The organism is Hymenobacter sp. BT730 (genome assembly GCF_030542105.1).
GTDB lineage: Bacteria > Bacteroidota > Bacteroidia > Cytophagales > Hymenobacteraceae > Hymenobacter.
Map to the genome: position 1 here is coordinate 13,131 of NZ_JAUOFB010000004.1, position 18,119 is coordinate 31,249.

Annotated in this window: 17 protein-coding genes; 11 read left to right on the plus strand and 6 right to left on the minus strand. The window is 56.8% G+C overall.

The window, feature by feature from the left end; all coding sequences use genetic code 11:
* Positions 1–113: 113 nt before the first annotated feature.
* Entirely contained in the window at positions 114–1,934 is a 1,821-nt protein-coding gene (locus tag Q4G72_RS12665; protein WP_303311797.1) for an alpha-amylase family glycosyl hydrolase, read from the minus strand.
* Between the two features lie 253 nt (positions 1,935–2,187).
* On the opposite strand from Q4G72_RS12665, the gene Q4G72_RS12670 reads away from it, so the two are divergent.
* Positions 2,188–2,589 (plus strand): DUF6960 family protein, encoded by a 402-nt coding sequence (locus Q4G72_RS12670; protein WP_303311798.1) that lies wholly within the window; start codon positions 2,188–2,190, stop codon positions 2,587–2,589.
* 128 nt (positions 2,590–2,717) lie between these two features.
* Positions 2,718–3,302: a hypothetical protein gene (locus Q4G72_RS12675; protein WP_303311799.1), complete on the plus strand. Its 585-nt coding sequence runs from the start codon at positions 2,718–2,720 to the stop codon at positions 3,300–3,302.
* Positions 3,303–3,412: 110 nt separating this feature from the next.
* Here Q4G72_RS12675 and Q4G72_RS12680 read toward each other — a convergent pair whose 3' ends face one another.
* On the minus strand, positions 3,413–4,753 hold the full coding sequence (locus tag Q4G72_RS12680; protein WP_303311800.1) for a YfcC family protein: 1,341 nt from the start codon (positions 4,751–4,753) through the stop codon (positions 3,413–3,415).
* A gap of 128 nt (positions 4,754–4,881) precedes the next feature.
* On the opposite strand from Q4G72_RS12680, the gene Q4G72_RS12685 reads away from it, so the two are divergent.
* A complete protein-coding gene (locus tag Q4G72_RS12685) occupies positions 4,882–5,094 on the plus strand; it encodes a hypothetical protein (RefSeq protein ID WP_054411882.1) in 213 nt (70 codons plus the stop codon).
* A gap of 43 nt (positions 5,095–5,137) precedes the next feature.
* Here the strand turns inward: Q4G72_RS12685 and Q4G72_RS12690 are convergent, their stop codons facing one another.
* The 3 genes from Q4G72_RS12690 to Q4G72_RS12700 all read right to left on the minus strand — a co-directional run bounded on the left by Q4G72_RS12690 (position 5,138) and on the right by Q4G72_RS12700 (position 7,412).
* Complete coding sequence (locus tag Q4G72_RS12690) at positions 5,138–5,494, minus strand: histidine kinase (protein WP_303311801.1); 357 nt, start codon at positions 5,492–5,494, stop codon at positions 5,138–5,140.
* Positions 5,495–5,536: 42 nt separating this feature from the next.
* The gene (locus Q4G72_RS12695; RefSeq protein ID WP_303311802.1) at positions 5,537–6,835 is read right to left on the minus strand and encodes a PAS domain-containing protein; all 1,299 of its coding nucleotides are present in this window, start codon (positions 6,833–6,835) and stop codon (positions 5,537–5,539) included.
* A gap of 121 nt (positions 6,836–6,956) precedes the next feature.
* Positions 6,957–7,412 carry a GNAT family N-acetyltransferase gene (locus tag Q4G72_RS12700; protein ID WP_303311803.1) on the minus strand — a complete coding sequence of 152 codons (456 nt, stop codon included), beginning with the start codon at positions 7,410–7,412 and terminating at the stop codon, positions 6,957–6,959.
* Positions 7,413–7,541: 129 nt separating this feature from the next.
* Here Q4G72_RS12700 and Q4G72_RS12705 point away from each other — a divergent pair, with 129 nt between their 5' ends.
* From Q4G72_RS12705 to Q4G72_RS12730, 6 genes are all read left to right on the plus strand, one after another.
* The gene (locus Q4G72_RS12705) at positions 7,542–8,486 is read left to right on the plus strand and encodes a polyketide cyclase (RefSeq protein WP_303311804.1); all 945 of its coding nucleotides are present in this window, start codon (positions 7,542–7,544) and stop codon (positions 8,484–8,486) included.
* 168 nt (positions 8,487–8,654) lie between these two features.
* Positions 8,655–10,877 (plus strand): TonB-dependent receptor, encoded by a 2,223-nt coding sequence (locus Q4G72_RS12710; RefSeq protein ID WP_303311805.1) that lies wholly within the window; start codon positions 8,655–8,657, stop codon positions 10,875–10,877.
* A 139-nt stretch (positions 10,878–11,016) separates the two neighbouring features.
* Entirely contained in the window at positions 11,017–11,730 is a 714-nt protein-coding gene (locus tag Q4G72_RS12715) for a hypothetical protein (protein ID WP_303311806.1), read from the plus strand.
* A 209-nt stretch (positions 11,731–11,939) separates the two neighbouring features.
* Positions 11,940–13,028, plus strand: a complete 1,089-nt coding sequence (locus Q4G72_RS12720) for a sensor histidine kinase (RefSeq protein ID WP_303311807.1) — start codon at positions 11,940–11,942, stop codon at positions 13,026–13,028.
* A 10-nt stretch (positions 13,029–13,038) separates the two neighbouring features.
* Positions 13,039–13,827 carry a LytR/AlgR family response regulator transcription factor gene (locus tag Q4G72_RS12725; protein ID WP_303311808.1) on the plus strand — a complete coding sequence of 263 codons (789 nt, stop codon included), beginning with the start codon at positions 13,039–13,041 and terminating at the stop codon, positions 13,825–13,827.
* A gap of 80 nt (positions 13,828–13,907) precedes the next feature.
* On the plus strand, positions 13,908–14,525 hold the full coding sequence (locus tag Q4G72_RS12730) for a hypothetical protein (RefSeq protein ID WP_303311809.1): 618 nt from the start codon (positions 13,908–13,910) through the stop codon (positions 14,523–14,525).
* A gap of 25 nt (positions 14,526–14,550) precedes the next feature.
* Here the strand turns inward: Q4G72_RS12730 and Q4G72_RS12735 are convergent, their stop codons facing one another.
* Positions 14,551–15,186, minus strand: coding sequence for a chloramphenicol acetyltransferase (locus Q4G72_RS12735; RefSeq protein ID WP_303311810.1), 636 nt, complete (start codon positions 15,184–15,186; stop codon positions 14,551–14,553).
* A gap of 75 nt (positions 15,187–15,261) precedes the next feature.
* On the opposite strand from Q4G72_RS12735, the gene Q4G72_RS12740 reads away from it, so the two are divergent.
* Both Q4G72_RS12740 and Q4G72_RS12745 read left to right on the plus strand, forming a co-directional pair.
* Positions 15,262–15,978 (plus strand): HAD family hydrolase, encoded by a 717-nt coding sequence (locus Q4G72_RS12740; RefSeq protein WP_303311811.1) that lies wholly within the window; start codon positions 15,262–15,264, stop codon positions 15,976–15,978.
* A gap of 163 nt (positions 15,979–16,141) precedes the next feature.
* The gene (locus tag Q4G72_RS12745) at positions 16,142–18,112 is read left to right on the plus strand and encodes a beta-L-arabinofuranosidase domain-containing protein (protein ID WP_303311812.1); all 1,971 of its coding nucleotides are present in this window, start codon (positions 16,142–16,144) and stop codon (positions 18,110–18,112) included.
* The last annotated feature ends 7 nt before the right edge of the window (positions 18,113–18,119 follow it).

Consider the following 18,119-nt stretch of genomic DNA (forward strand, 5'->3'; position numbering starts at 1 on the left):
GCCCCGCAGCAACTACGGGGTATTTTTTGCCTGAAAAGCAGAAGTAATATGCCGTAAGCCAGGGTACGGTGCGCAGCCCGCAGCGCTGGTGGCTGGTGGCTTTTACCTGGATTTTAAGGTTCCTGGGAGATGATTATCACGGAATACGGGGCCAGGCCAAAGCTGCCATGCTGTGGGAAGCCGTCATATTCGCCTTCTACCGTCAGCGTATCCAGGCTTTCGAAATTGCCGAACTCCTGGTCATAGCCCTGCCAGTCGCTGTTAAAGCGTACGCGCCAGTGGCCGGCGGCCGGCAAACCAATCGTGTAGGACTCATGCGTGCGGTCGGCGAAGTTGCACAGCACAATGGTGGTGTCGCCGGGCCCACCATTCCCATCAGCCCAACGCCGGAAGGCCAGAGTTTTATCTTCGTGGTTGAGGTGAAAAACCTCGATATGCTGACCCGTAAGGCCGCGCGTATGGCCCTCCAGATTGCGCCGCAGCCGGATCAGGTCGCGGTAGAGATGCACCAGGCCGCGCAAGTCTTCGGCCCGCTGCCAGTCTAAGGGCAGGTCATCGGAGAAGAAACCATCAGCCAGAAACTCCTGACCCTGAAAAATCATGGGCACACCCGGCGCGGTAAATACCAGTGCCGCGCCCAGAATAGCCCGCTTTTTGGGGAACCAGGAGTGCGCTTCCCCCGGCATAATCTCCTCGGGCACCCTAGACTTGCCGTTAGCCACCTCATCGTGCGACTCAGTATAGATAACGCGCTGAAAAGCATCGTCATTGTACCGCCTGCTGATAGCAGCCGCTACGGCCTCCAGGTCCCGCTCATCATCAGAAAATGCCACCAGAGCCTCCCGTATGGGATTTACAAAGCCGGCATCCCATTGCGCAGAGAATCCCTGGCCTTCCTGTTCCGGGGCGCGGGTGATGTACTCGTTGCCCAGCAGGTCCTCGGCAATGGTGATTTTCCAGGGCATTTTCTCCCGGATTTCCTCATTAATCCAGCGCATCAGGCTCCAGCCATCGGGCAGGTCGTCGGTGGGGTTGCTGGTGCCGCGCACATTGCGGATATGCGCAATGGCGTCGCAGCGCAGGCCATCTACCTGGTAGTCTTCCAGCCACATCAGGGCATTGTCGCGGATATACTGGCGCACCTCGGCGCGGCCATAGTCGGGGCGGTTGTGGCCCCAGGGTGTTTCGGCCCGCCAATCGTTGTAGAAGTAGATACCGCCCCCGTCGTTTTCCTGCCAGCCATCAAACTGCCACAAGTCCAGGTCGCCGGGGCCAAAGTGGTTGTATACCACATCCAAAATAATGGCAATGCCGTGCTCGTGGGCGCGCTTCACCAGCTCTTTAAAAGCTTTAGGCCCACCATAGTCCGTTTCCAGAGCGTAGGGGTGGGATGGGTTGTAGCCCCAGGAGCGGCCACCGGGAAATTCCGTAGGCGGCATAATTTCCATCGCGTTAATGCCCAAATCCCGTAGATAAGGCAACCGCTCAATCACATCCAGGAAAGTGCCGGGCTGGTCTTCGGTGGAGGTATGAAAAGTGCCTACATGAAGCTCATAGATAACCAGCGTATTCCAGGCCGGCATCTCAAACTGGTGGTCGCCCCAATCAAAAGCCAGATCGGGCACTACTGAGTTGCCAGCAGAATGGGTTACTTCACGGGCATAGGGGTCGTTGCGGGTAAGCTCGCCGGTAGGCGTTTTCAACCAGAAACGGTACTCCGCGCCCACAGTGGCACCGGGTACATTTATGGCCCAGTAACCCCCTTCTTCGGGCAAGAGGGGGTGCGTATCAGGGCTCCAATCGTTGAAAGTACCTATAACAGCTACGGCGTCGGCGTAAGGTGCCCACACCCGGAAGGTAGTACCCTGGGTATGGGGAATAGCGCCCATGCCAACTTGCAGCGTAGGGGCGGAAAGGGTATCGGTTTCAGGCATGCTTGTAGAGGAAAATCAGCACAAAGACTCAACAGGTGCTGCTTCTACTGATTGCCTAGTTGTTTGGTTATATTTTGATTGTAAGCTTTTGATAGAAAGGCTTTTGAAGCTGTAATAGTGCAAAAAATCTCCGATGAAATTTTTGCAGCTGCTTACCTGAGTGCGAATTAGTAGGCGGAAAGGGCGGTAACACTGCCAACGAGGATGCGTAGCTTTGCAGGTACTTTCCTGCTTTACCTTTTCTATTGCTGCTGTGCGTCGTCCTGTTCCCGTAGTTTTTGGCCTGTATTCCTGGACGCCCGATTATGGCCTCCGCTACATTCACCCGGCCAACCGCCGCTCTTTTGAGTGGCTGGAGCCGCTGGGTAAAGTGTTTGAGAAGATTGGCGAAACTGAGGACTGGATGCTGCTGCGCTACGATGAGCAGCAGTTTAAGGTAAGCCCCGAGCTATTTAAAGAGTTGTACGAAAAGCCCGCCTTCAGCTTTGGGGATGTAGTGGAAGAAGCCCACCCGGCCCCTGGCAAACCCGCGCACCGGGGCCTGATTTCGGATGTATACTGGGATGAAAAGAACGATACTGCCCGGTTTCAGATGGTGGAGCGTAAGCGTAAGCTGCCGCGCATTTTTGAGGCCGATGAGCTGAGGCTGGCCTAGCTCACACCAGCTATGCGCTTTCCGACGGGGCCAAACGATTTTTGGTATTACTCACCCTAATATGTGATTGACAGCCGGGAGGGGCGAGTTGTAAATTGTAGTGGATTAAACCCTTACACTTTACAGCTATGAATAACAGAACCTTGGGCACCCTGACCATCCTGCTAAGCCCCACCCTCGCCTTGGCCAGCCTGGCCAGCAAATCGAACGGTCAGTGGGACAATAAAGCTTCGGCCCTTTTGGGGCTGGCTTTTTTAGTGGGCTGGTTTTGTGCCGCTCTGGGCCTGCGCCGCGCCCGGGCTACCGGCCACGGCCGGGTAGCGCTAGGCGTGTTTGTCTTGCAGTTAGTGCTATTAACCCTGGCCGCCTGCCAGCAGGTCATGGATTTGCTGCCCGGGCCGCATAACCCCATCTTCTATCACATTGCCGACCTAAGCTGGCCAGCCAGTATGGTATGTATGCTGGTGGTGGGCTTATTGGTGCTGCAAGCACGCGTCTGGACCAGCTGGCGGCGTTGGGTGCCCATTCTATGCGGCATTACACTGCCGATATTCTTCCTTCTGGTTGCGCTGGGCTACCGCAAAGCCGGAGCCGATTTGTTTGAGGCCTACAGCTTTGTTATGTGGGCGCTGCTGGGGTTGGCGGTGCGCCAAAGCCCGGAGGCGGAGGCAACGGAGCCAGGTGTGCCATACTCCCTAAGTAGCGGGTTGTAAGCTAAGAACAGTCACACTCCAGGATATTTAAAAACAGAGCGCCCCTGCCTATATACATCAGGCAGGGGCGCTTAAACTATCAGCAGGAATCCAAATGACAGGCTTTGCGCTTATATCCCCACGGCAATGCCCGTGATAATGGCTACCACTGCCAGCAGCAGCAGCAAAAGATATAGCGGCAGCACAAATTTCCACCATTGATCAAACCGCACACCGCAGGCGGTTACAATAGCCACCAGGGCGCCATTTGTCGGCGTAATGATTTCGCAAAGGCCGGCACCATACTGGTAGGCCAGTACCGTTACCTGGCGGGAAAGGCCAATTAAATCAGAAAGGGGTACCAGCAGGGGCATGGTGAGCACGGCCTGCCCGCTCACGCTGGGTACCGGTAGGTGCAGCGCGGTATGCACGCCTACCATGCCCAGCGCGGAAAGCGTAACCGGCAGCCCGGCCAGTGGGGCAGAGAGGCCATTTACAATGGTATCCACAATCTGGCCTTGCTCCAGCACCACAAAAATGGCGCGGGCAAAGCCAATCAGCAGAGCCGAAAAAGCAATGTCCCGGAAACCGTCAATAAAGCCGGAGGCCGTGCCTGTAAGACCCAATCCCCCCACCAGGCCAGCCGCTACGCCCAGCCCAAAGAACAGCGCGGCCATCTGATCAAAATCCCATTCCAGCTTGAGTACTCCGTAGGCGAAGAAGGCAAAAGTGAGAAACAGCAGCAGGAGCACCAGGCCGTGGCGACCCACGCCCGTAGCCTCGCCGGTTACCTCATCTACCTCGGGCACAATCCGGTGGCGCATAGCAAACCGCACGGTGCCCCCAATCCAGATGGCCAGGGCCAGGGCCAGGAAAATCATACGGAATCCGCCGCCGGAGAGCAGGGGCAGCTGGGCCAGCTTTTGGGCAATGCCCACCTGGAAGGGGTTGAGCGGGCTGAAGGCCGCCCCAACCGCCGCCGAGCCTATGCTGACAGCCGCTGCAATAATGGGCGGGTAGCCAATACGGCGCATTAGAATGAGCAGCACCGGAATGAGCGGCACAATCTCCTCCTGCATATTTTCCAGCGCCCCCATAGTAGCAAACAGCACGCAGATAATGGGAATCACCACGGCCTCACGGCCCCGGAATTTATCCAGCAGCCAGTCTACCCCACGGCGCAGGGCCCCGGTCTGGTCTACCACCGTGAAAGCGCCGCCCGCCAGAAACACCAGAAAAATAACGGACGCCGCTTCCGTCATTCCCTTCGGGATATCTACTATGGCCTGCAGCGGATGTACTGGCGAAGCGGGTACACTATGGTAGGAACCAGGAACCACAATGTCGCGTCCTGTAGCGGCATCGGGGTGGCGCTCAAATACGCCGGCGGGCAGCAGGTAGGTGAGGAGAGTAGCCAGCAGGATAAACCCAACCAGCAAAACCAGCGGGTGCGGAAAGCGAATGGTTTTCATGCCGTGAAAGTAGCACGGCTAAATGGTTCTGCCGTCGAGCCAGGGCAAGGTTACTGCCCACAACTTTGTATCTTCGGCAAAGACCATGTGCTGACAGGATGTATCTCGCTGCTTTTAAACAACTACCCATGGGCCAGCAAACGGAACGCCTGCTACAGGCAGGCCACCACCTGGCCGATCGTGCCGAGTACGGCTGCCGGCTGCAGCTATATGCGCTGGGCGACTTTTATGCAGAAATATGGCGGTTGGCAGGCGAGGAGCGGGTACTGTTTATCAATCTGTTTCAGAACCCCGCCCAATTGCACCCTTGGCTGGAAGCGGTGCAATTGCCCGAGGTATAAATGCATTATAAAAAAGCCGCTCCCATATCCTGGGAGCGGCTTTTTATGCTCTGGTATGCTGCTCCAGAGTTTGCAGCAAGGCTTCAATCTGGTCAGAATAAGCGTTAATTTTCTCCAGGCCGGCACGGGCCTCCTCGATGTGCCCCCGCTTGTATTGCGTGGAAAGTTCATAGCCGGTATCCAGCATTTGCTGGATAGTACGCTCAATTTCGCGCACTTCCGGGCGCATGCTGTAGCGGGGCTTCACTACCGTGCGCAGCCATTCCCCCAAAGGGTTATGGTATAAGGAAAACAAGGCATCATCCGCCTCGCGCACCCCGTAGAGCACGGAGCGCAGCCTGGACTTAAAGAGTACCTGTTTAATCCTGGCTTGTTGAAAATCCAGGCTGTTTATGTCCATGAGGGCGCGGGTAACTGTCTGAAAGTAAAAAGGGAATTCATCTTACTGGACAGTAGAATCAGGACGCTCCAGGGCCTGGCGTGCCAGCACCAGATTCGTGACATCAAAGGCAAATACCGTGATACCGGCTTTTTGCCCGCCCTCCATAAACAGTTGATAAGTGAAATTTAAGTAGCTGCGCTGCAGCTGGCCGCTGCCGTCCCGGTCGAGCATAATTTCCTGCTCATTACCAACAAACGCCTCGCCGGTGTTATACACGTTGTCGAGCAGGGTCACAAACCCTTGCTCTATTACTTCGGGCAGAACTTCGGCCACGGTTTTGCCGATGAGCTGGCGGTGGGGAAACAGCTTCTGGTACTCGGGGTTTACGAACTCAAAGCGGTGCTCCGGCCCGCGCAGAATGCAGATCATGGCTGGCGTCTGCATAAACAGGTTGTAGAACGTTTCGCGCTGGGTTTCGGCCAGCTGATACGCCTGGTAGGCCTGGTCGGAGAGTAAGGCCTGCTGCTCGTTGGTTTCCAGCAGCTCCTGCACCATCTGCTTCTGGTCTTGAATATCGGTGCCCCCGCCAACCCACATGGTAATTTCGTGGTTGGCATTGTAGCGCGGCATAGCACGCATTAGTACCCAGCGATACTGACCATCGTGACGACGCAGGCGGTATTCTACCTGGTAGGGCTGGCCGGTAGCCACGCTTTCATTCCACTGCTTTTGTACCCGGGCCTGATCATCGGGATGGATGTTATGGATCCACTGGTTGTTGAGCTCCGCTTCCAGGGGGCGGCCGGTAAACTGCAGCCAGCGGGAGCTGAAGTAGTCCCGCTCGCCGGTGGGCAGAGCCGTCCACACCAGAATGGGCAACGATTCCAGGATAAAGCGGTTGCGCTCCTGCTGCTCGGCCAGTTCCTGTTGTACCTGCTCCGCGCGCAACTGGGCCCGGTACTGCTCGGTAATGTTCTGGGTGCGCTGGAGAATAAATTCCAACTGCCCCTGCTCATCCAGAATAGGGTAGTGGGTGGCCTGCCAGTACATTTCCTCATAGCCACCACCCTGCTCAGCAGGCCGTTCCAGGCTGTAGCGAATGATGGGCATGGTGTGCGGCTGTAGGTGCTGCCGCACATAATCATGCGAGTCCCGGATGACCTGCGTTGACTGCTCATCGGGAGTGGGATACGCTTCAAAAATGGTTTTGCCCACGGCCTCTTCCCGGGGCTTCAGCGACGCGGCAACGTGGCCGTCGGTGTTATCCAATACCAGGCCATCGGGCGCTAGGAGCAGAAAATTCTCCGGCAGCGCCCGAAATAGCTTTTGATAATCGATGGGAAGGTTGCGGGTAGGCATAGAGGTAGAAAAGCAGCAGTAAGCGCCCATAACCATTGGGACGCAATTCAACAAAGCTACAACCTGAGCAGTACTGGAAAAAGCCCGCTGCCAAAACAATGTAGCTACACTACTTCACGGGTTAACTGCCTGCGCGCACCATATGAATGTGCGGAATACCATCTTCCAGATACCCTTCGCCCACCTGCCGGAAGCCGAAGCTTTCATAAAAGGCCTGCAGATAAAGCTGCGCACCAATCTGAATAGGCTGCGCTCCAACTAGAGTGTTTACGGCATTAATTGCCTGGCGCAACAGCTCCCGACCCAGTCCAAAGCGCCGGAAAAGTGGGCTGACTACCACCCGCCCAATACTGGCCTCGGGGTAGCTGATGCCCGGCTCAAACAGGCGGGCATAGGCGGCCAGCTCGCCGGCCGATGTGTAGCCCAGTAGGTGCCAGGCGGCCTGGTCCTGCCCGTCTATATCCTGAAACGCACACGTCTGCTCCACCACAAATACCTCACTGCGCAGCTGTAGCAGGTCATAGAGTTCTGTCAGGGTAAGGTCGGCGAAGGATTTGGTGGTCCAGGTAAGGGTCATGGGAAAGTAGGTAAAGTACGCGGCAAAGGTAGGGGTGGGGCGGTTTGTAGCCTGCCGGAGGATTGCCGTAGTTTGATGGCCGGGGTAAGCCAGGTATTAATGGTTTGGCAAAACCCGACTAGCTATTACATGAAAAGAATCCTACAAGACCGCAGCTTTCAGCTCTCTATTATTCTGACGCTAATTTTTATGGGAACCGGGGTTGGGTTCCTATTTATGGGGCTGGCCAATTACAGCTGGATACTGTTTGTGCTGCTGCCCATTGTGCTGGGCATTTCCATTGGCGCGATGCCGAATGGCAAATACACGTTTTGGGGTGCCGTGTTTGCTGCCGTTATTTTCCTGATGGCCATGTACATTCCCGGTCTTTCGGGCCTGTTATGCATCATTATGACACTGCCGATTCTTATTCCGCTTATTTTCCTGGGATACGTTGTTGCGCATCTGCTGAAAAAATACAAAGCGCTAAAATCAACGACTAATCTGCCGGTGCTGTTGCTGCCTTTTATGGTTGGCGCGCCGGTAGAATATTTTATGCATCCTCACCAACAGGAAATTGTGGAGGTGCGCACGGAGCAGGTGTATCCCTATAGCCCCGAGCAGGTGTATGACGCCATAAAATCAGTGGATACGCTGGTGGCGGAAAAGCCTTTCCTGATGCAGTTTGATTTGCCCGTTCCGGTAAAATGCGTTCTGGAAAAGGAAGAAGTAGGTGGTTTGCGCACCTGCTATTTCAAAGCAGGCAGCATGAGTAATTCCGATTTCGGGGGCGGAACCATTGTGGAGAAAATTACCCGGCTCGAAAAAGCAAAAATGCTACGAATGGATGTGATTGACTACAATATGGTGGGTAGAAATTGGATTGGCTTTAAGGAAGCTATTTACTACTTCGATAAGGTAGGCAAGAACAGCTGCAAGCTGACGCGTGTCACAACGTACACCTCCGAATTAACACCCAGATTTTATTGGGAGCCCTTGGAGAAATTAGGCATTGAGCAGGAACACGCCTATGTGCTCGATAATCTGGCCAATGATCTGAAGCAGAATTACGGTCAGCAAAAGGGCCGGGAATAACAGCGGAAGGTAGAGCAGGCAGAGTAAAGTCTATTTCTTTCGCAACACAGCATCCCGCTTGCTCCGGCATACACACACTTCATCCTACTCATCCTACACTTCAGCAACCTAAAATTTCATCGGCGGTAGCAGCCGGGCACCTTTGGCCCATACTTCTACCGCTACCCGATGAAACGACTGCTACCCCTGCTGCTCCTGCTGGCCACCACGCTGCAACTGGCCGCGCAAACGCCCACCACGCTCAGCGGCACCGTGCGAGACAACGCCGGCCACCCGCTGCCTGGCGTAAACGTGTTTCTCAAAACCACCTTTGATGGCGCCAGCACCGATTCCCTGGGCCGCTTCCGCTTCAGTACCCGCCAAACCGGTACGCTGCCGCTGGTGGCTACGCTGCTGGGGTATCAGCTGCAGGAGCAACCCGTAACGCTGAGCGGTAGCCCCCGGCAACTGGCCATTGTGCTCAAACCAGTGCGCAACCAACTCGGCGACGTGGTCATCACCTCGGGCACCTTCGATGCCAGTGATGATAAGCGCAAAACGGTTTTCACGGCGCGGGACGTCGTGACCACGGCCGGGGCCTCAGCGGATGTGGCCGGCGCTTTTAATACCATGCCTGGCACCACCCGCAATGGGGAAGAAGGCAAGCTTTTCGTGCGCGGGGGAGCGGCCGGTGAAACCCGGCAGTACCTGGATGGCGTGCCGCTGCAAAGTCCCTACAATGCATCGGTGTCAGGGGTACCGGCCCGGGGGCGGTTTTCGCCGATGCTGTTTAAAGGCATGGCCTTCAGCACGGGCGGCTACTCCGCCGAGTATGGCCAGGCCTTATCAGCTATAGTGGCGCTGAACTCAGAGGACTTGGCATCCGAGACGCAGACGGGCATTTCGCTGCTGTCGTTGGGTGGGCTGAGCTTGTCGCATCAGCAGCGGTTTGAGCGGTCTTCGGTGGCCGTAACAGCCGACTATATGAACATGCGGCCTTACTTTGGGCTGGTGCCGCAGCGTATGTTGCGGGCGTTTGAGTCGGGTGGCGGCTCGGTGGCGCTGCGCCAGAAAACCGGCTCTATGGGTATGCTGAAGGCCTACGGGGCTTTCACCACGCAGCACATAGAAGCCCGCCAGCCCGATGCGGAATGGGCGGGAGGCCGGCCGGTGGGGCTGAATGCCGGCAATGGCTACGTGAATACCACGTTCCGCAGCCCGGTAGTGCGGGGCTGGTCAGTGCAATCGGGCGTGGCCGCTACGCGCGACGTGCAGACCTCGCATATCGCCACCAAAGAAGCCGGTGAGCAGGCCATGCGCGAGCTGGAGCGGTCCGTGGTGGGGCGGCTGGTGCTGACCAATGACTCGGCCAGTGCCTACTGGAATCTGAAGCTGGGCGTGGAAGGCCTGCTACAGCATAATGAGCAACGCTTTGAAGCAGCTCAATTTGATACTGCATTTCAGTTTCAGGAACAGCGGGTCGCAGGCTTCGTGGAGTCGGATATTGCCTTCAGTAACCAGCTAGTGGGGCGCGTGGGCGGCCGGATGGAATACTCCGGTATTCTGCAGCGCTGGAATGCCGTGCCGCGGTTGGCGCTGGCGTATCAGCTGAATGAAAAAACGCAGCTTTCGGGGGCGTTCGGGTACTTCTACCAAACGCCTGCCAACGACTTATTGCTGCGCGCGGCCCAGCCCACGCAACTGCTGTTTGAGCGCGCCCGGCACTGGCAGCTTACCTACTTCCGCAGTCATAATAACCGCACCCTGCGGGTAGAAGCCTACCATAAAGCCTATACCAATCTGGTGCGCTACGACCAGACCGCCCTAGCAACCCCACTCACACCCTACGACCCCACCACCTACCGCAGCGCCGGAAACGGCTATGCCCGCGGAGTAGATGTGCTGTGGCGTGACAAGAAAACCATTAAAAACGGCGACTACTGGATAAGCTATGGCTTTCTGGATACCCGCCGCCAGCAGCGCCTGGACCCCGTGCTGGCTGTGCCCACCTTCGCCGCCCGGCACAACCTTTCCCTGGTAGGCAAATACTGGCTGAGCAAGGTGCACACGCTGGTAGGAGCTACCTACACCTACAACAGTCCGCGCGCCTACTTCAACCCCAACACCGCCGAGGGCTACAACCAGGGCCGCCTGCCCAGCTTTCAGGACTTCAGCCTGAACGCCAGCTACGTGACAACGCTGTGGAAGAACTTCACCATTGTGCATGTGTCGTGCACCAATGTGTTGGGGCGGCAAAACGTGTACGGCTACCGTTACGCCGCTACCAAAGATGCCAGCGGCCAGTACCCCAGCGTAGCCGTGCTGCCCTCGGCCCCGCGCATGGTGTTCGTGGCGCTGCTGATTTCCATCAACAAAAAACGGCCCGCCAATACGGACGAAGCCCCTGAATAAATCGGCGGCATTCGACGGTTCGTCCGGCTAATCCGACGCTTCAGCAACATTAAGTTTCAGGCTCATGCGCGGCCGGCCACCTTTGGAGCATACTCTTTCACCTCATCAGAAATCTTTCTTCTTAACCCCGTAAACTGCCATGAAAAACGCGCTGCTTGTTCTCGCCTTTGCTGCCTCTTCTTTATCCGCCACGGCCCAGCAGTCGGCTGCGAAAGTCCCCGTAGCCACCACGGCCGCAGCACCTGCCGGCTACACCGATATGATGGCGGCTACCATCACGGAGTTAACCAGCACCGGCGACCCGGCTAAGCTCCTGGAAATAGTCAGCAAGCTGGAGCGGGCCGCCGCCGCTGCCCCCACCGACTGGCTGCCACAGTACTACCAGGCGTACGGCCGAATGCTGGCCTGCTTCACCAGCAAGGAAGAAGGCGACGTGAAAGACAAATACCTCGACCAGGCCGAAGCTTCCCTGGCGCAGGCCCGCAAACTGGGCGGCGACGAGTCCGAACTGTTGGTGTTGCAGGCCTATATTTATCAGGCCCGACTGGGTATTTCGCCCATGGCCCGCTCGGGCAAGTATTCCCGCATGGTTGCGGAAGTATTGGGACAGGCGAAAGGGCTGAACCCGGCTAACCCACGTATTTATCTGGTAGAGGGAAATAACCTGCACTTCACGCCCAAAATGTTTGGCGGTGGCCCCGAGGTGGCCAAGCCGGTGTTTGAAGAAGGCAAAGCCCGGTTTGCCGCCTTTAAGCCGGCCAACAGCTTGGCACCCAACTGGGGCGAAAGACAGCTGCTCAGCCGTCTGAAGGCTTATGAGCAGCCAAGCCCTACTCAGGCTGCGGCCAAGTAAAGCGCAGCCGTTGCCCCGGGAAGGATTTTCGCGGGGCAACGGCTGAATAAAGGAATCATTATTGCCGGGACTGGTAGTATCGTTCTTCCCAGAATCAGCTTATGGCCAGGGGCTGTGCTATTTCCGGCATGCGCTAAGGTCCATCCTCACTTGCAGGCTGTATCTTGCCGTGCCGGCAGAGCCGCCACATGCTGTTGTCCGTTTTTATTATGTCTGCTCCTGCTTTGTGTCTGCCTGAAACCACTCTGCCTGCCCTGCGTGCTTCACGTAAATGGCTGCGCTTGCTGGTGTTATTGGTCTTGTTGTCGGTGGTTATCACGGCGTTTACCTGCAACCATTGTTGGGGAGACTGGAAGCGGCAGCTGATTACCTTCTGCATCACCTTCGCCTATAGCGCAGGCTTGTGGCTGACCAATGGCTTTGCCGTGAATTGGCTGAACCGCTATGCCAGTTGGAAGGAAAATCTTATAAAACGGCTGCTTCTCACGCTTCTGGTATCGTTGTTCGGCTCGTTGCTTGTTATTGTGGCCATCAACGCTGTGTATCGAATGATTCTGCTGGATGCCACGCTGGCTTCGTTGGTGGCGGCGCCGGCGTGGGAAAGGTATGCTTTTCCCTTGCTGATAACTGTTATCTGCTCGCTGGTAATGCACAGTCGCTCTTTCCTGCTGAGCTGGCGCGAAGCCCTGTTGCGCAATGAGCGGCTGCAGAAGGAAATGGCACAGGCCGAAGCCGAAACCCTGCGCCAGCAGCTGGATCCACACTTTCTCTTCAATTCCCTTAATGCGCTGACCTCACTGGTAGAAGAAGAACCGCAGCTGGCGGTGCGCTTTATCCGGCAACTCTCGCAGGTATATCGTTATGTGTTGGATGCTAGGGGGCGGGAGGTAGTCTCGCTGCGCGATGAACTGGAATTTGCGGAGTCTTTTCTGTTTTTGCAGCGCATCCGCTACGGGGAGGCTCTGCAGGTAACCTTGCCCACCCCAGACAGTGTACCCCCCCAGGCTGTGGTGCCCCCGCTGAGTCTTCAATTGCTCATCGAAAATGCCCTGAAGCACAACGTAGCTACGGCCAGCCAACCCCTGCAATTGCGAATTGAGTTAGACGAATCCGGCCGCCAACTGCGTGTGCAGAATACGCTGCGTCCCCGCCGCGTGGCCCCCGGTGAGTCCATGGGTATTGGCTTGCCCAACCTTACGGCCCGCTACCGACACCTCACCCAGCAGCCGGTGCAGGTGGTACGCAGTGATGCTGAATTTGTAGTAACCTTGCCGGTGCTGGAACTGACGACAGCCTGATTCTCCCCACATGAATGCCTTCATTATAGAAGACGAGCCCCTGGCTGCCAAGCGCCTCGCCGACCTGCTGCGCCGCCAGGAGCCACCCGTAACTGTGCTGGCCACCGCCGATACGGTAGAAGCTGCCGCCGTATTGCTGGAAACCGCCGCTACGCCGCCCGATGTGCTGTTTCTGGATATTCACCTGGCCGATGGACTAAGCTTTGAGCTGTTCGAAAAAACCACAGTGCGCAGCCCCGTCATCTTCACCACCGCCTACGACCAGTATGCGCTGCGGGCCTTTAAGGTGAATAGCATTGACTACCTGCTGAAACCTATTGACGCCGAAGAGCTGCAGGCCGCCCTGCAAAAACTCCGCAACCTGCGGGGCACCGTCCCGACCAACGCCCCCGTTCCTGCTTTTGATGCCGCTATGCTCACGCAGGTATTGCAACAGCTGCAGCCAACCCAAAATCAGTATAAAAAGCAGTTTGTGGTAAAGGTAGGGGAGCACCTGAAGGTGATTCCTGTGGAGCAGATTAGTTACTTTTTTAGCCTAGAGAAAGCCACCTTCCTGCAAACCCGCGAAAACCGACGCTTTGTGCTGGATCAGACCCTGGAGCAATTGGAAAAGCTGCTGGACCCGGGCCAGTTTTTTCGCATTAATCGCGGCTACTTGGTGCAGCACGATGCCATTCAGGACATTATTCACTACACCAACAGCCGCCTGAAAACCACCCTGCAGCCCGCCAGCCCCGAGGGCGACGTGCTGGTAAGCCGGGAGCGGGTGCCCGCCTTCCGGGCCTGGCTGGAGCGCTAACCAGGCTCGAAAATCGGCCTTTTACTTTCGGCTGACGGGGTAGCGGCAACTGGAAGAAAAAGTTTTAACCCTGCTTTCCGATGCATAAGTCGTCTGCAGTTGCCAACTCAGAGGCACGCCCCTGGTTACACCGCTTTGCCACTTATGTTTCGGTGGTGGGGCACCCGCTTATTACCAGCGTACTCTTCGCGGGTTTCGTTTCTTTTCGAATGCTTGGTTCCCGCACAGCAGGGTGGGTGGTTTTACTTTTGATGGCAGGGGTGATGGGGCCCATTGCGCTGTGGAATCAGGTACAGGTGCGCCGCGGCCGGTATTCCAATTTTGACGTGTCTAAGCGTCAGCATCGCCACTCGTTCTATCCCCGTCTGCTGGGGTTGTTATGCCTGGCTACCGCCCTGTTGTCCTTCACCGATACCGCGCAACGGCTACAGGCAGGTATGGCCATCAGTACCGCCATGCTGGGTATTTGCTATCTGCTCAACTTCTGGCTGAAAGTGTCGTTGCACGCTGCCATGTCGTTTTTTCTGGGCGGAGTACTGTGCTTGCTGCATCCGTTAAGCGGGGTGGTAGCGCTGAGTTTAGCCATATTGGTGGCCTGGTCCCGGCTGGTACTGGGGCGGCATACGCTGCCGGAGCTAGCAGTGGGCGGCGCAGTAGGGTGCGCTGCCGCTGTAGTGGTGTATGTACTGCTCCATTAGTGCGGCCAGAGAAGGGCCGGCCGCTTTACCAGGCAGTATCCAGCTCCCGTTGAAATGCTTCCAGAAACAGCCCCACGTGGTAGCCGTCGGCCAGGCCGTGGTGCACGTTTACGGCCACCGGCAGCAGCAGCTTTTCTCCCTCGCGGCGGTAGCGGCCCACGGAGATTTTGGGTATGCTGTCGGGGTGAGCAAAGTGGCGGGCGTGGGTGAGGCTGGTAAAGGCAATCCAGGGCAGGGCCGAAAAGTGGATGACATCGGGGCGGGCAGCATTTTCATTCAGGCGCAGCCCGGTAGACTGGGCCACGGCGGCCATTTCCTGGCGCAGCCCCACGGTGAAATCGGCCAGCGACTCGGCAAAGGGAATAAAGGAAAAGGCGAAGGTATTGTCTTCGCGGGTGAGGGTTGCGGAAACGTGAATCTGGTCGTACAAGTATACCCGGCCCTCCTCCACGCGGTAGCGCATGGCTTCCACCTGGTTCACGGCTTTCAGGGCGGCGTGTAAGTAGTGCTGAAAAAATGACTCGTTGCGCGCTTTGGCCTGCTGGTAGGCGAGGGTACCATCTACCTCCGCTACCACTCCAAAAAAGGGCTCATTGAAGGCCGAAAAAAACGTGAAATGCTCGCGGCGGTTCCAGGTCGAAAGGTCAATCTGCTGCTTCATGGGCGGCAAGTTCGATAACTTTACGGGCCTTTTCTGCCTGTCTTTCCTGGACAGGGCTCTACTTTGACTTGCCTTATGCCTGCTCCCGTGCTCATTGCCTTCGATGCTGATGATACCCTGTGGCCCAATCAGCCGCACTTCGACTATGCGGAGGCGCAGCTTTACACGCTGCTCACACATTACGCCGATGCCGGCACGCTGGGAAACCGTTTTAATGACATGCATCGCCAGAATATGCACCTGTTCGGTTACGGGGCTAAGTCGTTTATGCTGTCGATGATTGAGACTATCATTCAGCTGACCGATGGAGCAGTGACAGGTACCGAAATTCACCATATTCTGGTGGAGGGCAAACGCCTGCTGGAATTTCCCATTGAGCTATTGCCGGGCGTGGAGGAAGTGCTGCACACGCTGCGCCAGCGCGGTCAGCGCCTCATGCTCATCACCAAAGGCGACCTGTTCGACCAGGAAAGCAAACTGGCCCGCTCCGGCCTCGGCGACTACTTCGACCACGTAGAAATTGTAAGCGAGAAGAACGAGGCCACTTACCAGCGCATTCTAAGCCGCTATCAGGTACTGCCGGAGAATTTTATCATGATTGGCAACTCCCTGAAATCTGATATTCTGCCGGTGGCGCGGCTGGGTGCCCACGCCGTACATGTTCCCTACCACACTACCTGGGTAATGGAAGAGGTGCCCGCAGAGCAATTGGTAGGCGTGCCCTTTCATCAGATAACGGCGCTAAGCGAAGTGCTGGAGCTGTTAAATACAAAGGGTCTGTCAGTCAGATAGGACGTTGAGGGTAGCTGCTCTTAAGGGTGAAGGAAATCTGTTTTTCAACGCTGGAGTAGCCGAATGCACAAGAAAACTAATGGCCCGGATAGGCCGAAAAACTGGCAGGACGATTCCGGCTCCGTATCTTTCATCCTTTGTGAAACGCCCGTTTTTGGTTTCGATGCGGAGAATTCTCTTGTTGGTGTGCAGCGTATGCCTGCCAACGGTACTAACCTGGGCGCAACCCCGCCCACAGGCCCTGCAGTGGCTATATTTCGCGGAAGTAAAGCCCCGCGGCTGGCTACTTCAGCAAATGCAGCACGACCTGCAGGATGGCTTTGTGGGTCATTTGGATGAGCTGGTGCCTGACCTCATCGTGAAAGATGACATCTATGGCAAGCACCGCCTGACCAAGGAAGTAAAGCGCAAAGATGTGGGCGCCATTGGCAGCGGCGAGTGGGATGTGCAGTACCTATGGTGGAACTCCGAAACCCAGTCGAACTGGCGCGACGGCATGGTGCGCCACGCTCTGCTAACGGATAACACGGCCTATCTACAGAAAGCCCGCACCGAAGTAAACCGGCTACTGGCTACTCAGGATAAAGATGGTTACCTGGGCGTGTACGCTCCCGATTTGCGCTATCGTTTCACCGGCGAAAACGGCGAATTGTGGGCGCAAACTACCTTGTTCCGCATGCTGCTGGGTTACTATGAAGCCACCCGGGAGCCGCGGGTGCTGAAGGCCATTGAGCGGGCGGTAGCCGTTACCATGCGGGCTTATCCGTTGCGAAAGGCCACACCTTTTAAGGCCGAAAAACCCTTTGCGGGCCTGGCGCACGGCCTGGCTTTCACTGACGTGCTGGACCGGCTCTATCAACTCACAGGCCGCGCCGAGTATCTGGAATATGCCGCCTGGCTGTATCAGGATTACTGCGAGCATCCGCCCATGGAGGAGGATATTGCCTGGCAAAACCTGCTCAACCCGATGTATGCCTTCAAAGGTCACGGGGTGCACACCTATGAGCATCTTCGCTCGCTCCTCACGGCTTATTATGCGGGCCAGGGCAAGGCCGCGGTAGCTCTGCAGGCACCGCTGGCGGCTTATGAGCAGAAACTGCAAGCTACGCTCAGCCCCAGCGGCGGCCCCATCGGCGACGAATGGATTGTAAAGCGCACCGCCAATGCCAGCACTACCGGCTACGAGTATTGCTCCATACATGAGCTGCTGGATTCTTACAGCCAACTCCTGCAGAAAACCGGCGACCTGCAGTATGCTGACCGTATGGAATGGCTGCTGTATAACGCCGGACAAGGGGCGCGCCATCCGCAAGAGCCCAGCATTGCCTATCTAAAAACCGACAACTCCTTTTCCATGACTGGGCCGCTGACGCCCTCCGCCAGTGACCCGCAAACGCGCTTTAAGTACTCGCCTGCCCACCAGGATGCGGCCGTTTGCTGCGTGCCGAATGCCGGGCGCCTGTATCCGTATTTCGTGAAGGCCATGTGGATGCGCAATAACCAGGGTTTGCTGTGTACACTCTACGGACCCAATGTGCTGGAGACTCAGGTGCGCAACACCAAGCTGAAAATAGAGCAGGCCACCCGGTACCCTTTTGATTTCACCAGCCAGTTTACCATTACCATTCAGCAGCCCACGGCACTGGAGCTGGCTTTCCGGAAGCCACGCTGGGCCTCCGGGGTAAAAGTGGTGGCGAAAGGAGCCAAGGTGCAGCAGCTGGCCGACCGGGTCATCCTCACTAAAACCTGGCGCACCGGAGACAAAGTCCAACTGCGCTTTACCACCACGCCTAAAATGCAGCAGGATGGGCAGGGCGACACCTATTTCAGCCTAGGGCCACTGGTAATGGCTCTGCCGTTTACCACTGAGCCCAAGCCCGGCAAGGCCTTCCCCGTGCCCGGGTTCCGCGACGTGTACTACCCGAAAGCCACCAACACCAACTGGAAAATAACGCCCGCCACAGCGGCCAGTCTGCGCGTGCAAACAGCACCCGTGGCTGCAGGCGGCACACCCTGGAGCAGTACCCCAACCGTAACTGCTATGCTCCAGAATGAAGGCAGTCAGCAGGAGGAGAAAGTAACGCTGGTGCCGATGGGCGGCACCATCCTGCGCCGCGTCACTTTCAGCAAGTAGTCAGCCT

Coding starts and splice junctions, on each gene's coding strand:
- Q4G72_RS12665 (WP_303311797.1), bottom strand. CDS start 1,934: ATGCCTGAAACCGATACCCTTTCCGCCCCTACGCTGCAAGTTGGCATG.
- Q4G72_RS12675 (WP_303311799.1), top strand. CDS start 2,718: ATGAATAACAGAACCTTGGGCACCCTGACCATCCTGCTAAGCCCCACC.
- Q4G72_RS12680 (WP_303311800.1), bottom strand. CDS start 4,753: ATGAAAACCATTCGCTTTCCGCACCCGCTGGTTTTGCTGGTTGGGTTT.
- Q4G72_RS12685 (WP_054411882.1), top strand. CDS start 4,882: ATGGGCCAGCAAACGGAACGCCTGCTACAGGCAGGCCACCACCTGGCC.
- Q4G72_RS12690 (WP_303311801.1), bottom strand. CDS start 5,494: ATGGACATAAACAGCCTGGATTTTCAACAAGCCAGGATTAAACAGGTA.
- Q4G72_RS12695 (WP_303311802.1), bottom strand. CDS start 6,835: ATGCCTACCCGCAACCTTCCCATCGATTATCAAAAGCTATTTCGGGCG.
- Q4G72_RS12700 (WP_303311803.1), bottom strand. CDS start 7,412: ATGACCCTTACCTGGACCACCAAATCCTTCGCCGACCTTACCCTGACA.
- Q4G72_RS12705 (WP_303311804.1), top strand. CDS start 7,542: ATGAAAAGAATCCTACAAGACCGCAGCTTTCAGCTCTCTATTATTCTG.
- Q4G72_RS12710 (WP_303311805.1), top strand. CDS start 8,655: ATGAAACGACTGCTACCCCTGCTGCTCCTGCTGGCCACCACGCTGCAA.
- Q4G72_RS12715 (WP_303311806.1), top strand. CDS start 11,017: ATGAAAAACGCGCTGCTTGTTCTCGCCTTTGCTGCCTCTTCTTTATCC.
- Q4G72_RS12720 (WP_303311807.1), top strand. CDS start 11,940: ATGTCTGCTCCTGCTTTGTGTCTGCCTGAAACCACTCTGCCTGCCCTG.
- Q4G72_RS12725 (WP_303311808.1), top strand. CDS start 13,039: ATGAATGCCTTCATTATAGAAGACGAGCCCCTGGCTGCCAAGCGCCTC.
- Q4G72_RS12730 (WP_303311809.1), top strand. CDS start 13,908: ATGCATAAGTCGTCTGCAGTTGCCAACTCAGAGGCACGCCCCTGGTTA.
- Q4G72_RS12735 (WP_303311810.1), bottom strand. CDS start 15,186: ATGAAGCAGCAGATTGACCTTTCGACCTGGAACCGCCGCGAGCATTTC.
- Q4G72_RS12740 (WP_303311811.1), top strand. CDS start 15,262: ATGCCTGCTCCCGTGCTCATTGCCTTCGATGCTGATGATACCCTGTGG.
- Q4G72_RS12745 (WP_303311812.1), top strand. CDS start 16,142: ATGCGGAGAATTCTCTTGTTGGTGTGCAGCGTATGCCTGCCAACGGTA.